Genomic DNA, 17,711 nt, shown 5'->3' with positions numbered 1-17,711 from the left:
CTCACCTTGTGAGAAGATGAAACCTGCCTATCGGCAGGCAGGGATGAGAGGAATATAATAAGATTTTAAGCGGGTCGAAAATAAAAATATATGACAGGAAAAAGTATGCCAAAAGTATTTTTTGCTAACATTGAAGTAGACAGTCTCGAAGCGGAATCAACCTTACCTGCAAAATTCAAGAGGATGATTAATAATCTTAATCTTTCAAAAAAGGTTAAGGATAAAAAAGTTGTTGTTAAAATGCATTTGGGCGGGAATTTAGGTTATACTACAATACACCCGTTTTTTGTCAGGATGCTCGTACAGATGCTGGTAGAAGCAGGTGCAAAATCGGTAAAAGTAATGGATGGTTCAATAGAAGGTGCTGTCGCCCGCGGTTATACTCAGGAAGTAATCGGCTGTCCCGTTGTTTCGTGTTTCGGGAAAGACGGGAAACATTTATTAAAAGAAAAGATAGGTTTCAGAAGTCTTGACGATGTTTTATTTGCCGGTGAAGCCCTTGATTCGGATTTCTTTCTGGATTTATCACATGTTAAAGGGCACGGTGATTGCGGTTTCGGTGGAGCCATTAAAAATATAGCTATGGGAATTATTCCCGGGCAAAGCAGAAGAAAATTACACGGGCTTGAAGGCGGGCTGAGTATTGATAGAAGCAAATGTGTTTTCTGTCTTAAATGTTTCGATTCCTGCCCCAATGGTGCAATATCAACCGATAAAGCTAAAAAAGAAATAAGTTTTTTCTTCCATAATTGCACATATTGCCAGCATTGTTCTTTAATATGTCCTGAAAAGGCTATAAAAATGGAAGGCAGTAAATTTGAAGCTTTCGCCGAAGGGCTGGCGATAGTTGCCTCTAAATTTTTGAAGAAATTTAAACCTGAAAACTTACTTTTTATAAATTTCCTTACCAACATTACAATCTTTTGTGATTGCTGGGGTTTCAGTACTGCTTCACTGGTCCCTGATATCGGAATTTTATGCTCGGAAGATATAGCGTCGATAGAAACGGCATCTTTGGATATGATTAAAACGGAAAATTTTCTGCCGGGTGGTTTACCTAAAAACCGGAAATTACTGGATAAGGGTAACCACTTGTTTGAGAAAATTCACGCAAGGGACCCTTACCTGATGATAAAATATATGGAAAAACACTATGATTGTGAATCAAAATATCAGCTTGAAGAAATAAAATGAAGATAAAATCAAATATGGATAAAAAAATAAGTTTTCTTGACAAATCGTCGCTTGATAGTTTTTTTAAATTGTTGGATAATGCATTTCCCGGTGAGGGTCCTTTTGACAGAACTTGGCCTCACGCATGTGATAGATTAGAAAAGAATTTCAAAAAGCATTTAATTATAAAAGATAAAAGTAAAGTTATAAGCCACGTCGGGCTTCTTCCGATGAACTTGATGGTAGACGGTTCGATTATAAAAGTCGGCGGGATCGGGCAAGTAGCCACACATACAGATTATCGCGGACAGGGATTAATGAATCTGCTCCTTAATCAGACAATCAGAATTATGAAAGAGCAGGAATATGATATTTCCTGGTTAGCCGGCGACAGGAAAAGATACAATAGTTTTGGCTGGGAAAATGCCGGTATGGTTTACAGGTTTTATATAACAGATAGAACGGTAAAGAATATTAATATTTTGAAAAATATTAATAGCAGGGATTTTAAGGTTAAATTTTATAAAGGCGAAAACAGATATTTGAAACAAATCAGGGATATGCACGTAAAAGAAAAATTCGGGTTAAAAAGAAACGGTGAAGAATATAAAGTTTTATTCGGCGGATTAAAAAAGGAAACATACCTGGCGGTTAAGAATAATAAAGTCCTGTCGTATATAACAATACAAAAGTTTAAAGCAAATGTTAAAAATACAAAAGTACGTGAATATGGTGGTGATATAGAAGGATTAAAATTTTTAATTAAATATATCGTTGAAAAATTTAAATTAGAATTTTTAACCGTTAATGCGCCGGTATTTTTCAGTAAATATAGAGAAGTTTTATTTGAATGTTCTTCAAGTTGGGAAATCGTTTCCAGCGGAATGATAAAAATAATCAATTTGGAATCATTATTGAAAAAGTTTACTAACCAGATGACAAAAAGATTAAAAAGTACCGGTTATAAAAATAAGAAAAATATAACCCTGGTAATTTCAGAAAATAACCAATCTGCAACGTTACAGGTTGGTGAAAGCGTGAAAGTAATAGATAAAGAATCTTCAGATAGATTGGTGCTTTCTGAAATAGATATGGTCAGGTTATTGTTCGGCATGTCAAAGCCGTCGGACAATTTTCAGATTAGCGGTGATAAAATGATTTTAGACAGTATATTCCCGTTAAATTTCTTTATCTGGTCGCTTGAAAAGGTATAGAAACGTATTTTATTGTTTCATGCGTTGGTTGTCGTATAATTTAATAAGATTTTCAATCTCGAGTTTTTTATCGTTTTCTATTACAATTGGTTGATGTTCCTGAATAATCTTATTTGTTTCATTTTTTAACCGCGTTTTAAAAGAAGTTTTACCGGTACTTTTCCACTTTTCGTATGGATTTCTTGACATTAGCTTTGGGTACCATATTTCGCTTTTAAAAAGTTCAAATGTTAATTCTCTGTCTATAAACTTACCCCCGGGACCTACTTCCATAAGTTCATTAATACTTTTTTCCAAATTGTTAGTATTTATACCTGACATGTAATGTCTGGCATAATCTATAATCTCGTTACAGAAAACAAGCAATTCATTTGAAGTGCCTGAAGCGGAACTTATCCATCCGACATCATGGACAAGGTTTGAACCCGAAAGAATGTTAAAAATTATTGATGACGCGCATTCAAAAGATGCCTGTTCATCAACTTCATGAGCATCAGTAACACCGGCAGTTCCAAAAGACGGTATCCGGTAATGTCTGGCAATTTGTGCAATTGCGGTATTCATTAATTGTAATTCGGGAGAACCATAAGTGAAAATCATGTCACGCATATCTAAAGTAGTGAACACGCCTCCAAAAATAACAGGTGTACCTTTCTTGTAATTTTGAATTAATACAAGTCCGCTAAGTAACTCTGCAAGACCGCTTAATAAAGTACCGGTTAAAGTTATAGGAGCAGTTCCGCCGGCCATTGGAGCAGGAGTATTAAGTATGGGTAAACCATAATCAACTGCTTTGAAAAGTTTTTCCAATGAATGGGTAGTATGTTGTAAAGGAGAGACCGGTTCCGTGTAATATATTAAATAAGGTTTGGTTAGAAAATTTTCTTTTGAAGACGATATTATACTACAAATATCAACAATTGTTTCTAAACTTTTGTGGTCATGTGAAGTGATGATAATTGGTTTAACTGAGTTTTTTAGAACGCAATATATTTCATGTACATCTCTGACTTCATTCGGGACATCGCTGATATGAGCCATTGCCATAGTAAAATCAATATTTTCAAGAGCATCTGCTATTCTTGAGTTTTTTTCACATTCTATAGAAGTATAAGGTTTACGGGTACCGTCTATTTCAATTAAATTTGGACATGTAAGACCTGCTCCAAAATATACATTTTTATCTTCAAGTTTCATCTTTAACAGTCCTTTCCTGTCATAAATATGAACGGAAGGGGGGCTGTTTCTTATAGATTCTTCTACAAGATGCGCGGGAATCTTTACGATGTTCTTCTTTTCAATTTTGCAGCCGATTGAACTGAGAATATCAAGCGCTTTTTCATGCTGGAACACAACTCCTACCCGTTGTAAAACTTCAAGTGCAGCTAAATGAAGTTTTTTAATTTCGTCTTCTGACAACAGAGAAAATTGCGGTAGACTATTAATTGGTTTTATCATATTTTATCCCTCACAATAACCTGAGTTTTTTTCCTATACCTTTATTTATGGCTTTTTTATAAATTAATTTTCCTACCATTGCGTCGTGTACGGATAATCCGTAATTTGAATTCCATATTTTCTCTTTGTCATTTTTTCTTCCTGGTTTAATTCCTGCAATAATTTCCCCTAATTCTGAATACATGCCGGGTATTTTTCTCCCGGTTCTTTTTACATGTTCAGAAAATTGTTTCCAATCGTCAAGAATAATTTTGTCTACAGAGAATATCGCCTCGTCTGTCCAGGCGAGATTCAACTCTATGGGCAGTCCTAAAACTCCTTCCTTAAGCCATTCCTTTTTAACAAATGGTTTAACGTTTTCAGAACATGCTGTAATAACAATATCCGAGCCCGCGACCGCGTCTTCTGCCGTTTTAGCGGCTACAATATTTAAATTATAATTTTTACTCATCTTTTCAACGAACTTATTTTTGGCTGAGTCAAATATGTCATATGCTTTAATTATTTTAAAATTAACAGTTTCTTTTAACGCTAAAAGTTGGTATATGGCTTGTTCTCCCAGCCCGCAAATGCCGACAACCTGTGAATTCTTTTTTGCCAGGTATTTTGCCGCTATGCCTGTAACTGCTCCTGTCCTCATCGCTGTTTCAAAACCGCATTCCATAATAGCGTATGGCGCACCCGTTCCCGCGTCATTAAGGACAAGTATTCCCATTATATACGGCAATCCATATTTTCTTGCCTGGGGATAACCGCTGACCCATTTCATCCCTGCAGCTTTATATTTTGGAATATAAATAGGCATTGCGTGGATAAAAGCGTCGGGAAAAGTATGAATTCCCGGCTTGGGGGGCATTTCTACCTTTTTCTTTCCATGCTCAACGAGCCCCTTTTCTACTTCAGTTATAACTTCTTTCATTGACAAACCGAGACTAAGAACGTCTTCCCTGTTCAAATATAAAAATTCTACTTTTATATTTTTTTTCATTGATAGTGCCTCCTTTATTATATTAAAATACCGGCGGTGTGTTTGACGAAATTAATATCGCTTTTTTATTTCCCGGGTTAGAAAATTTATGGGGCAATTTCGAATCAAACAGCCAGCCGTCGCCTTCTGATATAAAGTAAGTTTTTCCGGCAAGCTCGAGTTTAAGTTTACCTTTAATGCATATTCCTGTTTCTGTCGAATCATGAATCAGCATTTCGTCGCCGGAGTTTCCGCCGGGGTAATATTTTTCAATAAACATCTGGATTTTACCCGGTTTTTCGCTGCTTATTAAAACCATTTCCATGTTTTTGCCGATTCCATGGATTTTTTTCATATTTTTCTTTTTTATGACCGGGTTATCTGTTTCAGATTTCTCCATTGAGAAAAAAGCGGCGAAGTTTAATTTAAGCGGGTCCAGTATTTTTTTTAAAGTGATAAATGACGGCGACGTGTGTCCCTGTTCAATACGGGATATAATTGCAGGAGAAACACCTGCTTTCACGGCTAAACTCCGGATACTTAAATTATTTTTTGTTCTCTGCTTTTTTAGAAGATAACCGACATCTTCAGAATAATCACTGCCTTTAATATGTTGCATAATGTATATCACCTTGTTGAATATAATATATCATACAATCTTATTTTTGTCAATAGCTATTTACTGAATACTTGACATTGACCTCAAGAATATTTAAAATGTAGCAGTAGAAGACGGCGGATATATTATTGTAATGGGAGAAGTTATGAATAAAACCAAAAGGTATTTATTATTCAAAAGCGTTTTATTAATCTTGACATTATGTCTTTGCACAAGTTGTACCACTAAATTAGATACCGGGGATGCAAACACGCATATTGACCGCGGGCTTGCGTATATATATTTGAGCGAGTACAAAAATGCTATAAAAAATTTTACCAAGGCAATAGAATTAGACCAAAAGAACCTGATGGCGTATTATAATCGCGGGCTTGCTTATGCCGTCCTGCAGGACTACCAGAATGCAATAAGTGATTTTAACAGGGTGGCAGAACTAAATCTAAAATATATACCGGCGTATTATAACCGCGGGATTGCTTATGCCGGTTTGAATAACAACCAGAATGCGATAGAAGATTTTAACAAGGTTATAGATTTAGATTCTAAATATATGCTTGCATATTATTATCGCGGGATTGTTTATTCCGGTTTGCATGACTACCGGAATGCAATAAAAGATTACACTAAGGCTATAGAATTAGATTCTAAATATGCGGTGGCGTATTATAACCGCGGGAACGCATATGTCGACTTGCGTGAGCATCAAAATGCGATGGAGGATTTTGCAAAGGCGACAGAACTAAATCCTAAACTTACACCAACAATCGAGTTCCTCAGACTTTTTAAACAAATAAGACCGTAAAACCATATGAAATCGTAGATGGCAACAAATTTAAATGTTAGATAACCTGTCTTACCAGAAAGATTCAGAACTCTATAACCTAATCTACCCGAACATTATTAAAGGTGAAAAAGATATAGCGTATTTCAGGCTTATCCTTTCCATTTTAATTGCTGTTCTTGTGCTGCTAATGGGGATAGCGAATAAATCATTTAATTTATCCGACAAAGTAAATCTTTTTATTACTTTGGTAGCTGCAGTTTATTCTGTTGTTCTCCTGGTCCTGTTCGGGATTGAAAAACATGTCAGGTTTGCCGGTTATATATCTTCCACCGTTGACATAACCCTCGTTTCCTTATCAGTTTACTTCAGCAGGTATGACCCTCATAATTCAATCATGTCTATTATGATTAGCAGTTCGTTTGCGGTATACATGCCTATAATACTTTATTCAATAAGGAGGCACGATCCTGTAAATGCAATATATACGGGTTTACTAGCCGGGTTTGAATATTTTGTCATAGTAATTATTATGTTTACCGGAAACAATTTTTATAATAACGGGATTTTACCGGCAGGTTATGGTACTAGTAACGATATAGTAAATGAAATGATAAAAGTGGCGATGCTGGTGCTTTGCGGTTATCTCGGTTACGCGATAGCTAAAAACTTTGATAAACTTTTTATTAAAGGGTTGATGGATAGAAAGGAAAAGGAATACATAAAGGATACTTTCGGAAGATATGTTTCGGATGAGATTGTGGATAAAATATTGCAGAAAAAAATACCTGTTGACGGCGAGAAAAGAACTGCCACTATAATGTTTGTTGATATTAAAAATTTTACAGATATGGCTGAAAAAACTGACCCGAAAATACTGATAACGGTATTAAACAGTTTTTTCTCTCTTGCAATAGAAAAAATCAGTTCGTATAACGGGATTATAGATAAATTTATCGGTGACGCGATAATGGTAGAGTTCGGTGCCCCGATTGCCGATAAAAAACACAGGGAAAATGCAGTAAGGTGTGCAATAGAATTGTGCAAATCTGTATCCGGTTTCAAAAATCCGGTAGAAGATATTGGTTTTAACTGGAAGATGGAGTTGGGAATAGGTATAAACTCCGGCGAGGTTGTGCTTGGAAATATCGGAACTCAAAAAAGAATGGAATATACAGCGTTGGGAGATGTAGTAAATATAGCATCACGTCTGGAAAGAATGACAAGAGAAATAAACAAACCGATTATAATAGGTGAACACACGTATTGTGAAGCGATTAAAGATATTATAGAATCGGAAACACATTTTAAAATAAAAGGGAAAAATAAGCCGGTAAAAGCATATGTTGTAAAAGTATAAAGTAATAAAGGGGGCGTTAATTGTGGGTAAGGTAGCTTTTGTATTGAGTGGCGGTGCGGCTAAAGGTTCGTTTCAGGTCGGCGTATTGAATTATTTAATGGGTGAAAAAAAAATAATTCCGGATATGGTTTTCGGTATTTCTACCGGAAGTCTGCAATCGTTTTGTGTTGCCCAGCATGACCTTGAGGTATTGAACGATTTGTGGAAATCTGTAACGAAAAGAAGCGATATTTGTTCTACCAGTATTTACAGGATATTAGGGTTGGTGTTTGGTTATTCCAACGGGTTACTGGAACTTAAAGGTCTTAGAAAAATTCTTGAGAAATATTTTGATAAAGAGAAAATAAAAAACTCTACAACAAGCATTTTTGTCGGTACGGTAAATATGCAAACAGCTAAATTGGAATATTGGGATAGAAACACTATAGATATCGACAAGATACTCGCTTCCTGCACTATTCCGATAATATTTCCTCCTATAAAATCCGGTGAGTATCAATTGGTAGATGGCGGTGTCCGTGATATTGTTCCTTTGAAAAAAGCTATCCAGGAAGGTGCCGACACCATTTATGTCGTGCCCTGCATGCCCCTGAATTTAACTGCTGAAAACAAAAAATACAAAAGTATAACTTCAGTGATATTAAGAGCAATAGACGACATAATGAAAAATGAAACGATGTTAAACGACGTCAATGTATTAAAGTTCAAAAACGAATTGCGGGGAAAAAGCGACTATTATAAAAATAAGTACCGCCATATAGAATGTAAAATTATTGACCCGTCAAGACATTTTATTGATGAACTCCAGTTTGAACATAAAGCCATTCTGGATGGTATACAGCATGGTTATGAAAGAGCAAAGGAAGTGGTAGGTTAATTATGTTTATGCAAAAATGTCTGACAAATCTGTTCAGGGCGGCTTCTGCTGAACCGGTAATGTTTGATGATTCTTCAAAGTTTATTATATTCAGCGACTGTCACCGCGGCGACGGCGGTTGGACTGATAACTTTGCGGACAACCAAAACACGTTTTTTCATGCACTGGACCATTATTATTCAAATGGTTTTACATATATAGAACTTGGCGATGGTGACGAACTTTTTGAAAATAAAAAATTTGCCGATATAAGACAGGCATACAGCCATATATTTTGGCTGATGAAAAATTTTCACGAACAAAAAAGGCTTTACCTTATATTCGGCAATCACGACAAGGAACGGCAGTGCCCCTCAAAAACCGAAAAAACGCTTTTTGGATATTTTGACAAACGCGAGGAATCATATAAGCCATTATTTGACGGTATTATTGTCCGTGAAATGCTGGTTTTACAGCATTCTAAAACAGGAAAAAAATTGTTTCTTGTTCATGGCCATCAAGGTGACTTGATTAACGATTATTTGTGGAAGGTAGGTAGGTTTTTTGTCAGGTATATTTGGCGGAACCTTCAATTGTTTGGTTTTAAGGACCCTACGAGTCCCGCGAAAGTATTTAGAAAATGTCTGAGAGTAGAAAAAAGTCTGATAAAATGGTCCAAAGATAATAACCAGACAATTATTACGGGACACACGCATAGACCAAGGTTTCCGCACAAAGATAAAGTTCAATATTTTAATTCCGGCAGCTGTGTCCATCCTCGCTGCATAACCGGTTTGGAAATAGAGAACGGAGAAATCACTTTAGTGAAATGGAGTGTTAAGAATGAAAAGGATGGAGTATTGAAAATTAAAAGAGAAATATTAGAAGGTTCAGAAAAAATATAGTAATTGGGGACGGTCCTCAATCCGGAAAACAGTAGAGTTCTAAGTATGAAAATTGTCGTATTAATCGGGAGTAGAAACGAAATCGGGCAGACAGCATCGCTTGTCAACGCTTTCTTAGAAGGCGCGGGTAAGAATAATGCTGTATGCGAAAAGATATTTTTGACAAAGAAAAAAATTGAACATTGCCGCCAGTGTGAAGACACCGGTTGGGGTATATGTAAAACTGAAGGCAAGTGCATAATTGATGATGACTTCAAAGCAATTGTAGATAGTTTAAAAAATGCCGATAAAGTTGTTATTGCTACACCTGTTTATTTTTCTGATTTGAGTGAAAGTCTTAAAACATTCCTTGACCGTTTTCGCCGTACATGCAGGCATGATTTCGGCAAGAAAGGCATTAGCGGCAAGCAGGTATTGGGTATATGTGTTGCCGGAGGCGGTGGCGGAGGTGCGCCGTTGTGTGTATTCCTTATGGAAAGAATCCTGAATACCTGTTGTCTTGATATAGTTGATATGATTCCAGCCAGAAGACAAAATCTTGGAATGAAATTGTCGGTTGCAAAAACTACCGGTGAATGGTTTTCAAAACCTTAGACTTTACGCAGAATGCGAAAAGTCTAATCTCGCCAAAGTAATAGTGCTTGCCCGCCAAAGCAATAGTGGCGGGGCGGATAATCCTTAATCTTTTAATCTTTCAATCTTTTAATATTTTTTTCCGGAGGTCCAAATGTCAAAATACGGTATTAGCAGGGAAAAATCACTTGAATTACTAAACCAGCATATTAAAAATCCGAATATGATAAAACATTGTTTAGCGACAGAAATTGTCATGTCGGACCTTGCGGAAAAACTTGGCGAAGACAAGGAATTATGGTCGCTTACCGGACTGCTTCACGACCTCGATGTGGAAATTGTCAATGCGGATTTGAATACGCATACTTTGGAGACGGAAAAAATATTAAAATCAAATAATGTAGATGATGTTATAATCGATACGATAAAGCGACACAACGAAAAGGCGCACGGGTTGAAAAGAGAGACAAAATTTCACCATGCGCTTGCCGCCGGCGAGACAATAACAGGTATAATAATTGCGACAACGCTTGTCTATCCTGACAAGAAAATAGCTTCCGTTAAGCCCAAGTCAATAGTAAAAAGGATGAAAGAAAAATCTTTTGCAGCATCAGTAGACAGGGACATAATAAGGGAATGTGAAAAGATAGGTTTTACTGTTGATCAGTTTGCGGAAATCTGCCTCACAGCCATGCAGAAAATAAGCTCAGATTTAGGTTTGTAGATGTCCTCAAATCATTCTTAGAAATTGTAACCGGCAGATAATCTTAATGTGTTATAGGTTGTATAAGAATGCATTGCGTATAATAACTCTGCCTGTAAATTCTTCTTTTTAGAAACTGCTCCTATCCCTGTTGCGAAGTAGAAACCCGGGAACCTCTGTTCGTTTGAATCTTTATAAACATCACTCCCGAAAAATGCCGCAAGACCAAGGTGCATGGTAAGATAGGGGGCTATCCCGTTCTTTTTAAAATCGCTTACTTGTACTATCCCGTACCACGGCAAAAACATAAAATTATCTTTCCCGGCACCGGTTTGTACACGAGGGAATTCGATAGCCAGTCCCATGCCTAATCTGATATTATTATGTACGGACAATAACGTTTCACCTGCCAGTGTAACACCCGGTCTTACATGAGTTTTGCCGGTGCTGCCGCTTACAGTTGTAACATGATTAGTTCCGGCAAAATCCAGCGCGATTTTTACGGTATTAACTGTTTTACTTTTGTTTTTTTTAGTTTCCTTTACCGTATTTTCTTTTTTGCTTTCCCATTCAATTTTTTCTATATCTTTTCTTTGTATTTCCTTAGACTGGTTTTCCATTTCTATTTTAAACGTGTCTCCGCCTTCTCCTATGATTTTGCCTTTCAGTATATCACCATTTTTCAAATGGATGATATCTGCTGCAAAAAGAGTAGAACTGATCATAACAGACAAAAGAACCGCAACAAACTGTTTAGTCATACATCCCTCCCGCTTATTTCGTTTAAATATAGTTGCCGTAATAATTATATTAAGAAACCCTAAAAAAGCAATAAAAATCTATTTTTTTGAGTCCCCTACCGGAGATCAAAAAAATGATCCCGAGCGTAGACGAGGGATAATCATCTTAGAGTCCCCTACCGGAGACCAAAAAAATGATCCCGAGCGTAAGCGAGGGATAATCACTTGGAGTTACCTATTGGATTAACACACGGACCTCGGACACCTTTTTCTATTGATTTTTTTGGAAAAGTTTATATAATAAAAACATGCATAAATGTGAAGAACAGAGAAGATTTGTCAGGGTAATGCTGGACCTCCCGTGCAATTTTTCGTTACAAAGCAAATTGGACAAAAATATGGAAGGAAGAATTGTGGATTTATCTCTAGTCGGAATTTCTCTTGAAACTAGCGAGCAAATCTCGATAGGTGAAAACCTCAAATTTAGTCTATTGCTTTCTCCCGGAGTTGACTGTGAGTTTTTCGGAAAAGTTGTCCATATGATAAAGAATAATGAATATGGAATCAAACTCACGCAAATTGACAATCCTACCAGAAATAAACTTGGGAAATTTGTTATTGAACAGTTGAAAGAGCAGAACCGTATTATTAGAATGTTTATGGAAACAAAAAGATACGAACAAATCCCAAAAAATGATTCCAAATAAATTTCTGCATACCTTTAAAACCAAATTCTTGAGTTACAATGCTTAATTATGAATAATAGGAGAATATTGCCAATTTTTAATATGAAAAAACCCATAAAAGCAATTATATTATTATTATTTCTGTTGATAGCTGTTTCAGTTTCCGGCGGGTACCGGATAATTAACGCACAGCAGAAATCACCGCTGAAGTCAAAGGGCATAAGTTTTCAGGATTATGTTCCTGGTGAAATACTTGTAAAGTATAGAAAAGGATTTAGCAGTTCTCAGGTTAAGGCACTTCATGCTGTTAAGGGTTTTTCAGGAATCAGTACTTTCTTTGCAACGCACGAAAAAAAAGAATTAGTCTATCGTATAAAAATCGCAGCCGGGCAATCAGTAGAGGATGCTGTTGCCGGTTACCGCCTGAACCCGGACGTGGAATATGTCCAGCCGAATTATTTATATCATTTTTGTTCTACTCCTAACGATACTGATTTTACAAAACTGTGGGGACTTCATAATACAGGTCAGACTGTTAATGGTGTTGCCGGTACGGCGGGTGCCGACATACATGCGCCCGAAGCTTGGGATATAGCCGCCGGTACAAGCGTTATTACTATTGCAGTTATAGATTCCGGTGTTGCACTTCAGCATCCTGATCTGGCAGCAAACATCTGGATTAACCCGAGAGAAATCGCAGGTAACGGAATCGACGACGATAACAACGGTTATATAGATGATGTTAACGGCTGGGATTTTTCCGATAATGATAATGACCCCACTGATTTTAACATACATGGCACTCATGTTGCAGGCACTATAGCAGCAATTAGTAATAATAGTACCGGCATAACCGGTATATGCTTGAATGTGAAAATTATGGCATTAAAAATCATGGGAGTTTCCGGGATGATGACTACAGATAAAGCTATCCCCGCTATAAATTATGCCGTTGCTAAAGGCGCCAAGGTGATAAATGCCAGTTGGGCTAGTCTCGAAGGAACCGACGCACCGGGTGATTTACTTCGTGATTCAATATCATCGGCCGGTAATGCAGGGGTTTTATTTGTAGCAGCAGCAGGAAATGACGGTACTAACAATGATTCAAATTCAGTTTACCCGGCAAATTATTCACTTGACAATATTATTTCAGTTGCAGCAACGGACCAGAATGATAATTTAGCGGTTTTTTCAAATTACGGTTTAACAAAAGTAGATGTAGCAGCACCCGGTGTAAATATTTACAGCACTATACCGACATTTAGTTTCGGTGCACCTCTCACCATATACTCTAAAAATTTTGATACTGATACTGTCGGGCAAGTACCTTCAGGCTGGTCAAGAGGCGGTGTACTTAGCAGCTGGGCGGTAACTAATTCTTTTTCTGCAACTGCGCCGAATAGTTTAACAGATAGTCCTGCCGGAAATTACTCAAATAATACAGCATCATGGGTAGGGTATGATTCGCTTATTCCAAAAACAAAAGATAGCCGATATATGCTTAATTTCTTCATTAAATATAATCTTGAGCAGGATGCCGATTATCTGTTTACAGTTCTATCACCTGATAAAACAGATTGGCAGGCTTTAGGTACTGATTCATGGACCGGTTCAAACGGCGGGGGTTCTGTCGTTGCATCAACAATTACCGCCGTAGTAGAGTTAGGCTGGTATTTTGGTTTCGGATTTTTTTCTGATTCAGTTAATGTTGCTGACGGTGTCTACATCGATAATCTTACGGTTACCCGGGAACAGATGTCAATTGCCTCTTATGATTATACATATGAGCAAGGTACATCTATGGCTGCACCCCATGTATCGGGTTTGGCAGGTTTGCTGTTGTCCGGGAAATCTAACCTGACAGTCGCACAGCTGAGGGCGTTAATACTGGACGGTGTAGATTTTAAATCGGGACTTGCCGACAAGCTGGTTACCGGCGGCAGGATAAATGCATATAATTCCGTCAAACTTCTTAATTCTGCACCCGTATTATCATTTACCGGCGAACCAAATTACACCGCCGGCGGTTTGTATCCCGACATGGGTAACACATCGACAACATTTGTGTTCAGAGTAAAATATACCGATCCAAATAACATCGCACCTGAAACTACATATCCCAAACTTCACATTAAAAAAAATAGTGTTGAGATTTTTGGTTCACCTTTCACAATGACAGCAGCAGATACAAATACATATTCAGCAGGAAGAAAATATACATATTCAGCAAGTTCATTAGCAAGCGGTAACAACTATACTTATTATCTCGAAGCGCAAAATAAATACGGTATTCCGGCGACAGGCACACCAACAACCCCGGTTGATGCACCTGACGTTCATATAATTATTTTACCCGGTGATGCCAAGGTTTTCGGCGGTGTAAAAGGTTATATCCAACCCGATAAGGGTGAAGAAGCTAAAATAAGGTTCCTGCCTGCCTCAAATGGTACGGTGAAAATAAAAATATATACGCTTAAAGGTGATTTAGTCTGGGAAGAAACTGTAGACGCCGTATCGGGAGTTGAAAATATAGTCAGCTGGGCATGTGAAAATTCAGGCGATGATAAAGTTGCTCCCGGCATCTACCTTGTTCATGTAAAAGGTTCCGGTGTTGATGTAAAGAAAAAAACCGCAATCGTACGATAATGAAAAAATTATTCTTTTTACTTTGTTTACTTTGTATTCTGTCCCCTGCAGGTATTTACCCGTCAGGATCGGGTACATCCGGGGGTGTTGTTTTTTCTTTACCTGCCAGCGTGAAAGCGTCCGGTATGGCTGAGGCTTACACTGCTTGTGACGGCGATTTATCATCTGTCCATTACAACCCTGCAGGTATCGCGTCAATGAAAAACAACCAATTATCGTTATTTTACAGGCGGGGAATTGCAGAAGATAATTTTAGTTCAATTGCTTACGGTGCTGTTACAAAAGCAGGAGTTCTTGCCTGCAGCATACTGTATTATTCTGCCGGGAATATTGAGTTAATTGACCTGAACGAAAATTCGGAAACGGTAAATGCGCAAAGTGATTATCTCGGCACTTTATCTTATGCCCGCACAATAAACAAAATCTCATTAGGGCTAAATTTTAAATTTCTTAAATCCACGCTGGTTCAGGAATTCAATTCCACCGCATTGGGATTTGACACAGGCTTGCTGTATAACGGGGAGGGATTCGGGGTCGGACTATCGCTGTTGAATGCAGGGACAAAATTAAAATATCAGGATAAAAGTTTTTCTTTGCCGCTAACTGTAAAAGCAGGTGTTTCCTACTGGCTGATTGAAAAACCGAATTATAATATGGTCGCTGATTTTGACATATCGAAACAAAACGATACTAAGCTCAAAGAAAATGTTGGCTGTGAGTTTTCATTTAAAGATACATATTTTTTAAGGACCGGTTATAAAATTGGCTATGACGAGGACACGTTGTCGTTTGGAATCGGGGTTGCTCAAAATAATATTTCTGTTGATTACGCCCTGTCTTTAATGGGTGAATTGGGGCTCACTCATAATATCGGGTTTTGTTTCAAATTTGGCGCTGAAAATACAGCTGAGGAAGACTACTCGATACATTCTGAGCTGATTCCTGAATCACAGGCAAAAGAAGAGAAAGCACAGCAGAAAAACCCTAATAAATATGTAGAAGGGTCAGAAATGCTGGACGCTAAAACTAAAATTAAGGTACAGGGATATTACGATAAAGGTAATCAGCTTATGGGAAATAAGGATTATGAAGGTGCAATGGCTGAATTTAAAAAAGTTTTAATGTTTCTTCCTAACCATAAACAGTCAATTGATAAAATAAAAAGATGTAAACAACTCATGCCTGAAGAAGAAAACGAATAACAGTAAAGAAAATACAACCCTGCCTCAAATCACCGGAAGGAGAATCAAAATGAAAAGTAAAATAGTACACGAATTAAACCCCATCAAGCTCCCCAATCCTAAACATACCGGCGGTAAAACTGTAATGGAGGCGCTTAAAAAAAGAAGTACCGTCCGCACTATTAGCGACAGAAAACTTCCTGTACAGTTACTGTCCAATCTTCTCTGGGCGGCATTCGGAGTAAACCGTAAGAAAGGACCATTCGGGACTCGTGGAAGAACAGCCGCATCAGCCAGTAATTCACAGGAAATAGATATTTATGTCGCTATGCAGGAAGGACTCTATCTTTACGAAGCGGTTCCTCACCGGCTCGTTCCCGTTAGAGCAGGAGATTTCCGTAAGATGGCTATCAACTCTGGACAGGGTAATGCCGGTGCAAACGCTCCGGTACGTATTATTTATGTCGTGGACCTTGATAAATTCAGTAAGGCAGGGTTTCAGGAGCCGGGCTTGTATAATCCCGAGATACAGAAATCTTATTATTATGTCGATACAGGTCTCATTGCAGGTAACGTTGCTTTATTCGCTGCCTCACAAGGTTTGGCAGCCTGGTTCCATAATTGCCAAAAGGCGAGTCTTGTAGCAATGTTAAATTTGCGGACAGAGCAGATTGTGCTCTTTGCACAGACAGTAGGTTGGCCCTCGAAAAGTTATTTTAAATCTTAAATCTTGCTTCATGTCTTTTTCATCAGGTGTCATGACCTCGGACCTCGGACCTCGGACTTCGGACGTCTTTGTCTCTGTCTCTTGCTTCATGTCTTTTTCATCAGGTATCATGACATTGGACCTCGGACCTCGGACTTCGGACGTCTTTAAACTTATTATTATGAAAGACAATAAATCCAGTAAAACTGCAATTTGGGTAGCTGTTTGCCGCAGTATAGCTAATATTCCGGTCGGGGATGAAACAATTTGCAATAACCCGGTTGGAATACAATTAGTCCATGGCAAAGCAAAAAAAATTATTAACCTGATTCAAAAATACCCTAATATATTTTGGAAAATATTTGGTTTGTTCAGCCCGGCAATATTAAGTGTCTTTTGGATAAAACTGCGGACAAGAGTCATCGATGATATATTATTGAAATTTGTTGAAGAAAAAGGCGAACAATTAATAATTTTAGGCGCCGGATATGATTTCCGGGCAGAGACATTAAAAAACAAGCTGAAAGATATTCCCGTATTTGAAGTCGACCACCCTGCTACTCAGAATAGCAAGAGACGCTTTTTGAAAGAATTAGGAATGAGCAGTTCTAATGTCAGGTATATCCAGTGGGATTTTGAAAGAAACGAAATCAGCCTTTTAGGGAATGTTCTTAAAAATTCAGGTTTTGATAAAAATAAGAAAACATTGATTATTTGGGAAGGTGTCATAATGTACCTTACAGAACAAGCCGTTAGTAATACCTTGCAGGTATTATCAAATTTAATGAGTAAGGATTCTCTTCTGGTGTTTGAATATTTTCAAAAAGAAAGTATAAAAAAAGAAAATCCAATTAGCCGTCTGATTAGTAAAATCGGTGTACAAAAACAAGAACCGTTTAAATTCGGATGGCAGCCGGAAGAACTCCCAGGTTGGTTTGAAAACAGGGGATTCAAAATCGAAAAAGATATGAATGACGAAGAAATTGGAAATAAATATCTAAATGAAAACAACAGGAGCAAATTTAAGAAAGTAAGAAAAAACTGGAGATTTCATTTAGCGATTGCCGGGTTAAAGTAAAGGACAAGATACGTAATTATTATGCATAACAGGTGTGGATCCGGTATTATAATAAAAAACTTGAC

17 protein-coding genes are annotated in these 17,711 nt (G+C 37.5%); 13 read left to right on the top strand and 4 right to left on the bottom strand.

All coding sequences use genetic code 11. The annotated features are described in order from the left end of the window. Nucleotides 1-105 precede the first annotated feature (105 nt). Both PHE88_02995 and PHE88_02990 read left to right on the top strand, forming a co-directional pair. Nucleotides 106-1,194 (top strand): DUF362 domain-containing protein, encoded by a 1,089-nt coding sequence (locus tag PHE88_02995; GenBank protein MDD5686785.1) that lies wholly within the window; start codon nt 106-108, stop codon nt 1,192-1,194. Next, nucleotides 1,191-2,387: a GNAT family N-acetyltransferase gene (locus PHE88_02990; GenBank protein ID MDD5686784.1), complete on the top strand. Its 1,197-nt coding sequence runs from the start codon at nt 1,191-1,193 to the stop codon at nt 2,385-2,387. Before PHE88_02995 ends, PHE88_02990 begins: the two co-directional genes overlap by 4 nt. Nucleotides 2,388-2,396: 9 nt before the next feature. On the opposite strand, the gene PHE88_02985 is transcribed toward PHE88_02990, so the two are convergent. Genes PHE88_02985 through PHE88_02975 form a run of 3 tightly spaced genes read right to left on the bottom strand, consistent with a single transcriptional unit; the run spans nt 2,397 to nt 5,431 of the window. Next, nucleotides 2,397-3,845 (bottom strand): trimethylamine methyltransferase family protein, encoded by a 1,449-nt coding sequence (locus PHE88_02985; protein ID MDD5686783.1) that lies wholly within the window; start codon nt 3,843-3,845, stop codon nt 2,397-2,399. A gap of 10 nt (nt 3,846-3,855) precedes the next feature. Further along, nucleotides 3,856-4,833: an ornithine cyclodeaminase family protein gene (locus PHE88_02980; protein MDD5686782.1), complete on the bottom strand. Its 978-nt coding sequence runs from the start codon at nt 4,831-4,833 to the stop codon at nt 3,856-3,858. Nucleotides 4,834-4,855: 22 nt separating this feature from the next. Beyond that, a complete protein-coding gene (locus tag PHE88_02975; protein MDD5686781.1) occupies nt 4,856-5,431 on the bottom strand; it encodes a cupin domain-containing protein in 576 nt (191 codons plus the stop codon). Between the two features lie 145 nt (nt 5,432-5,576). Here PHE88_02975 and PHE88_02970 point away from each other — a divergent pair, with 145 nt between their 5' ends. The 6 genes from PHE88_02970 to PHE88_02945 all read left to right on the top strand — a co-directional run bounded on the left by PHE88_02970 (nt 5,577) and on the right by PHE88_02945 (nt 10,630). Next, complete coding sequence (locus tag PHE88_02970; GenBank protein ID MDD5686780.1) at nt 5,577-6,233, top strand: tetratricopeptide repeat protein; 657 nt, start codon at nt 5,577-5,579, stop codon at nt 6,231-6,233. Nucleotides 6,234-6,267: 34 nt separating this feature from the next. Continuing rightward, a complete protein-coding gene (locus PHE88_02965) occupies nt 6,268-7,572 on the top strand; it encodes an adenylate/guanylate cyclase domain-containing protein (GenBank protein MDD5686779.1) in 1,305 nt (434 codons plus the stop codon). A gap of 22 nt (nt 7,573-7,594) precedes the next feature. Continuing rightward, a complete protein-coding gene (locus PHE88_02960; GenBank protein ID MDD5686778.1) occupies nt 7,595-8,449 on the top strand; it encodes a patatin-like phospholipase family protein in 855 nt (284 codons plus the stop codon). Nucleotides 8,450-8,451: 2 nt separating this feature from the next. Continuing rightward, nucleotides 8,452-9,333: a metallophosphoesterase family protein gene (locus PHE88_02955; protein ID MDD5686777.1), complete on the top strand. Its 882-nt coding sequence runs from the start codon at nt 8,452-8,454 to the stop codon at nt 9,331-9,333. Nucleotides 9,334-9,378: 45 nt separating this feature from the next. Next, a complete protein-coding gene (locus PHE88_02950; protein MDD5686776.1) occupies nt 9,379-9,927 on the top strand; it encodes a flavodoxin family protein in 549 nt (182 codons plus the stop codon). Between the two features lie 133 nt (nt 9,928-10,060). Next, the gene (locus PHE88_02945; protein MDD5686775.1) at nt 10,061-10,630 is read left to right on the top strand and encodes an HDIG domain-containing protein; all 570 of its coding nucleotides are present in this window, start codon (nt 10,061-10,063) and stop codon (nt 10,628-10,630) included. Between the two features lie 17 nt (nt 10,631-10,647). On the opposite strand, the gene PHE88_02940 is transcribed toward PHE88_02945, so the two are convergent. Continuing rightward, nucleotides 10,648-11,370 carry a hypothetical protein gene (locus PHE88_02940; protein MDD5686774.1) on the bottom strand — a complete coding sequence of 241 codons (723 nt, stop codon included), beginning with the start codon at nt 11,368-11,370 and terminating at the stop codon, nt 10,648-10,650. A 287-nt stretch (nt 11,371-11,657) separates the two neighbouring features. Here PHE88_02940 and PHE88_02935 point away from each other — a divergent pair, with 287 nt between their 5' ends. The 5 genes from PHE88_02935 to PHE88_02915 all read left to right on the top strand — a co-directional run bounded on the left by PHE88_02935 (nt 11,658) and on the right by PHE88_02915 (nt 17,646). After that, entirely contained in the window at nt 11,658-12,056 is a 399-nt protein-coding gene (locus PHE88_02935; GenBank protein MDD5686773.1) for a PilZ domain-containing protein, read from the top strand. Nucleotides 12,057-12,137: 81 nt separating this feature from the next. Then, nucleotides 12,138-14,681, top strand: a complete 2,544-nt coding sequence (locus tag PHE88_02930; GenBank protein ID MDD5686772.1) for a S8 family serine peptidase — start codon at nt 12,138-12,140, stop codon at nt 14,679-14,681. Then, complete coding sequence (locus PHE88_02925; protein MDD5686771.1) at nt 14,681-15,883, top strand: PorV/PorQ family protein; 1,203 nt, start codon at nt 14,681-14,683, stop codon at nt 15,881-15,883. The genes PHE88_02930 and PHE88_02925 overlap by 1 nt, the downstream gene beginning before the upstream one ends. A gap of 49 nt (nt 15,884-15,932) precedes the next feature. Beyond that, nucleotides 15,933-16,589 (top strand): nitroreductase family protein, encoded by a 657-nt coding sequence (locus PHE88_02920; protein ID MDD5686770.1) that lies wholly within the window; start codon nt 15,933-15,935, stop codon nt 16,587-16,589. A 160-nt stretch (nt 16,590-16,749) separates the two neighbouring features. After that, the gene (locus tag PHE88_02915) at nt 16,750-17,646 is read left to right on the top strand and encodes an SAM-dependent methyltransferase (GenBank protein MDD5686769.1); all 897 of its coding nucleotides are present in this window, start codon (nt 16,750-16,752) and stop codon (nt 17,644-17,646) included. Nucleotides 17,647-17,711 lie beyond the last annotated feature (65 nt).

The sequence above is a fragment of the Elusimicrobiota bacterium genome, from assembly GCA_028718185.1.
Taxonomy (GTDB): Bacteria; Elusimicrobiota; UBA8919; order UBA8919; family UBA8919; genus JAQUMH01.
This window is presented reverse-complemented; position numbering and strand designations above follow the sequence as displayed.

Excerpts from the sequence above, each read along its gene's own strand:
- PHE88_02920 (MDD5686770.1), top strand. The coding sequence starts at position 15,933 with ATGAAAAGTAAAATAGTACACGAATTAAACCCCATCAAGCTCCCCAAT.
- PHE88_02985 (MDD5686783.1), bottom strand. The coding sequence starts at position 3,845 with ATGATAAAACCAATTAATAGTCTACCGCAATTTTCTCTGTTGTCAGAA.
- PHE88_02935 (MDD5686773.1), top strand. The coding sequence starts at position 11,658 with ATGCATAAATGTGAAGAACAGAGAAGATTTGTCAGGGTAATGCTGGAC.
- PHE88_02915 (MDD5686769.1), top strand. The coding sequence starts at position 16,750 with ATGAAAGACAATAAATCCAGTAAAACTGCAATTTGGGTAGCTGTTTGC.
- PHE88_02990 (MDD5686784.1), top strand. The coding sequence starts at position 1,191 with ATGAAGATAAAATCAAATATGGATAAAAAAATAAGTTTTCTTGACAAA.
- PHE88_02955 (MDD5686777.1), top strand. The coding sequence starts at position 8,452 with ATGTTTATGCAAAAATGTCTGACAAATCTGTTCAGGGCGGCTTCTGCT.
- PHE88_02945 (MDD5686775.1), top strand. The coding sequence starts at position 10,061 with ATGTCAAAATACGGTATTAGCAGGGAAAAATCACTTGAATTACTAAAC.
- PHE88_02925 (MDD5686771.1), top strand. The coding sequence starts at position 14,681 with ATGAAAAAATTATTCTTTTTACTTTGTTTACTTTGTATTCTGTCCCCT.
- PHE88_02975 (MDD5686781.1), bottom strand. The coding sequence starts at position 5,431 with ATGCAACATATTAAAGGCAGTGATTATTCTGAAGATGTCGGTTATCTT.
- PHE88_02950 (MDD5686776.1), top strand. The coding sequence starts at position 9,379 with ATGAAAATTGTCGTATTAATCGGGAGTAGAAACGAAATCGGGCAGACA.
- PHE88_02940 (MDD5686774.1), bottom strand. The coding sequence starts at position 11,370 with ATGACTAAACAGTTTGTTGCGGTTCTTTTGTCTGTTATGATCAGTTCT.
- PHE88_02980 (MDD5686782.1), bottom strand. The coding sequence starts at position 4,833 with ATGAAAAAAAATATAAAAGTAGAATTTTTATATTTGAACAGGGAAGAC.
- PHE88_02965 (MDD5686779.1), top strand. The coding sequence starts at position 6,268 with ATGTTAGATAACCTGTCTTACCAGAAAGATTCAGAACTCTATAACCTA.
- PHE88_02995 (MDD5686785.1), top strand. The coding sequence starts at position 106 with ATGCCAAAAGTATTTTTTGCTAACATTGAAGTAGACAGTCTCGAAGCG.
- PHE88_02930 (MDD5686772.1), top strand. The coding sequence starts at position 12,138 with ATGAAAAAACCCATAAAAGCAATTATATTATTATTATTTCTGTTGATA.
- PHE88_02970 (MDD5686780.1), top strand. The coding sequence starts at position 5,577 with ATGAATAAAACCAAAAGGTATTTATTATTCAAAAGCGTTTTATTAATC.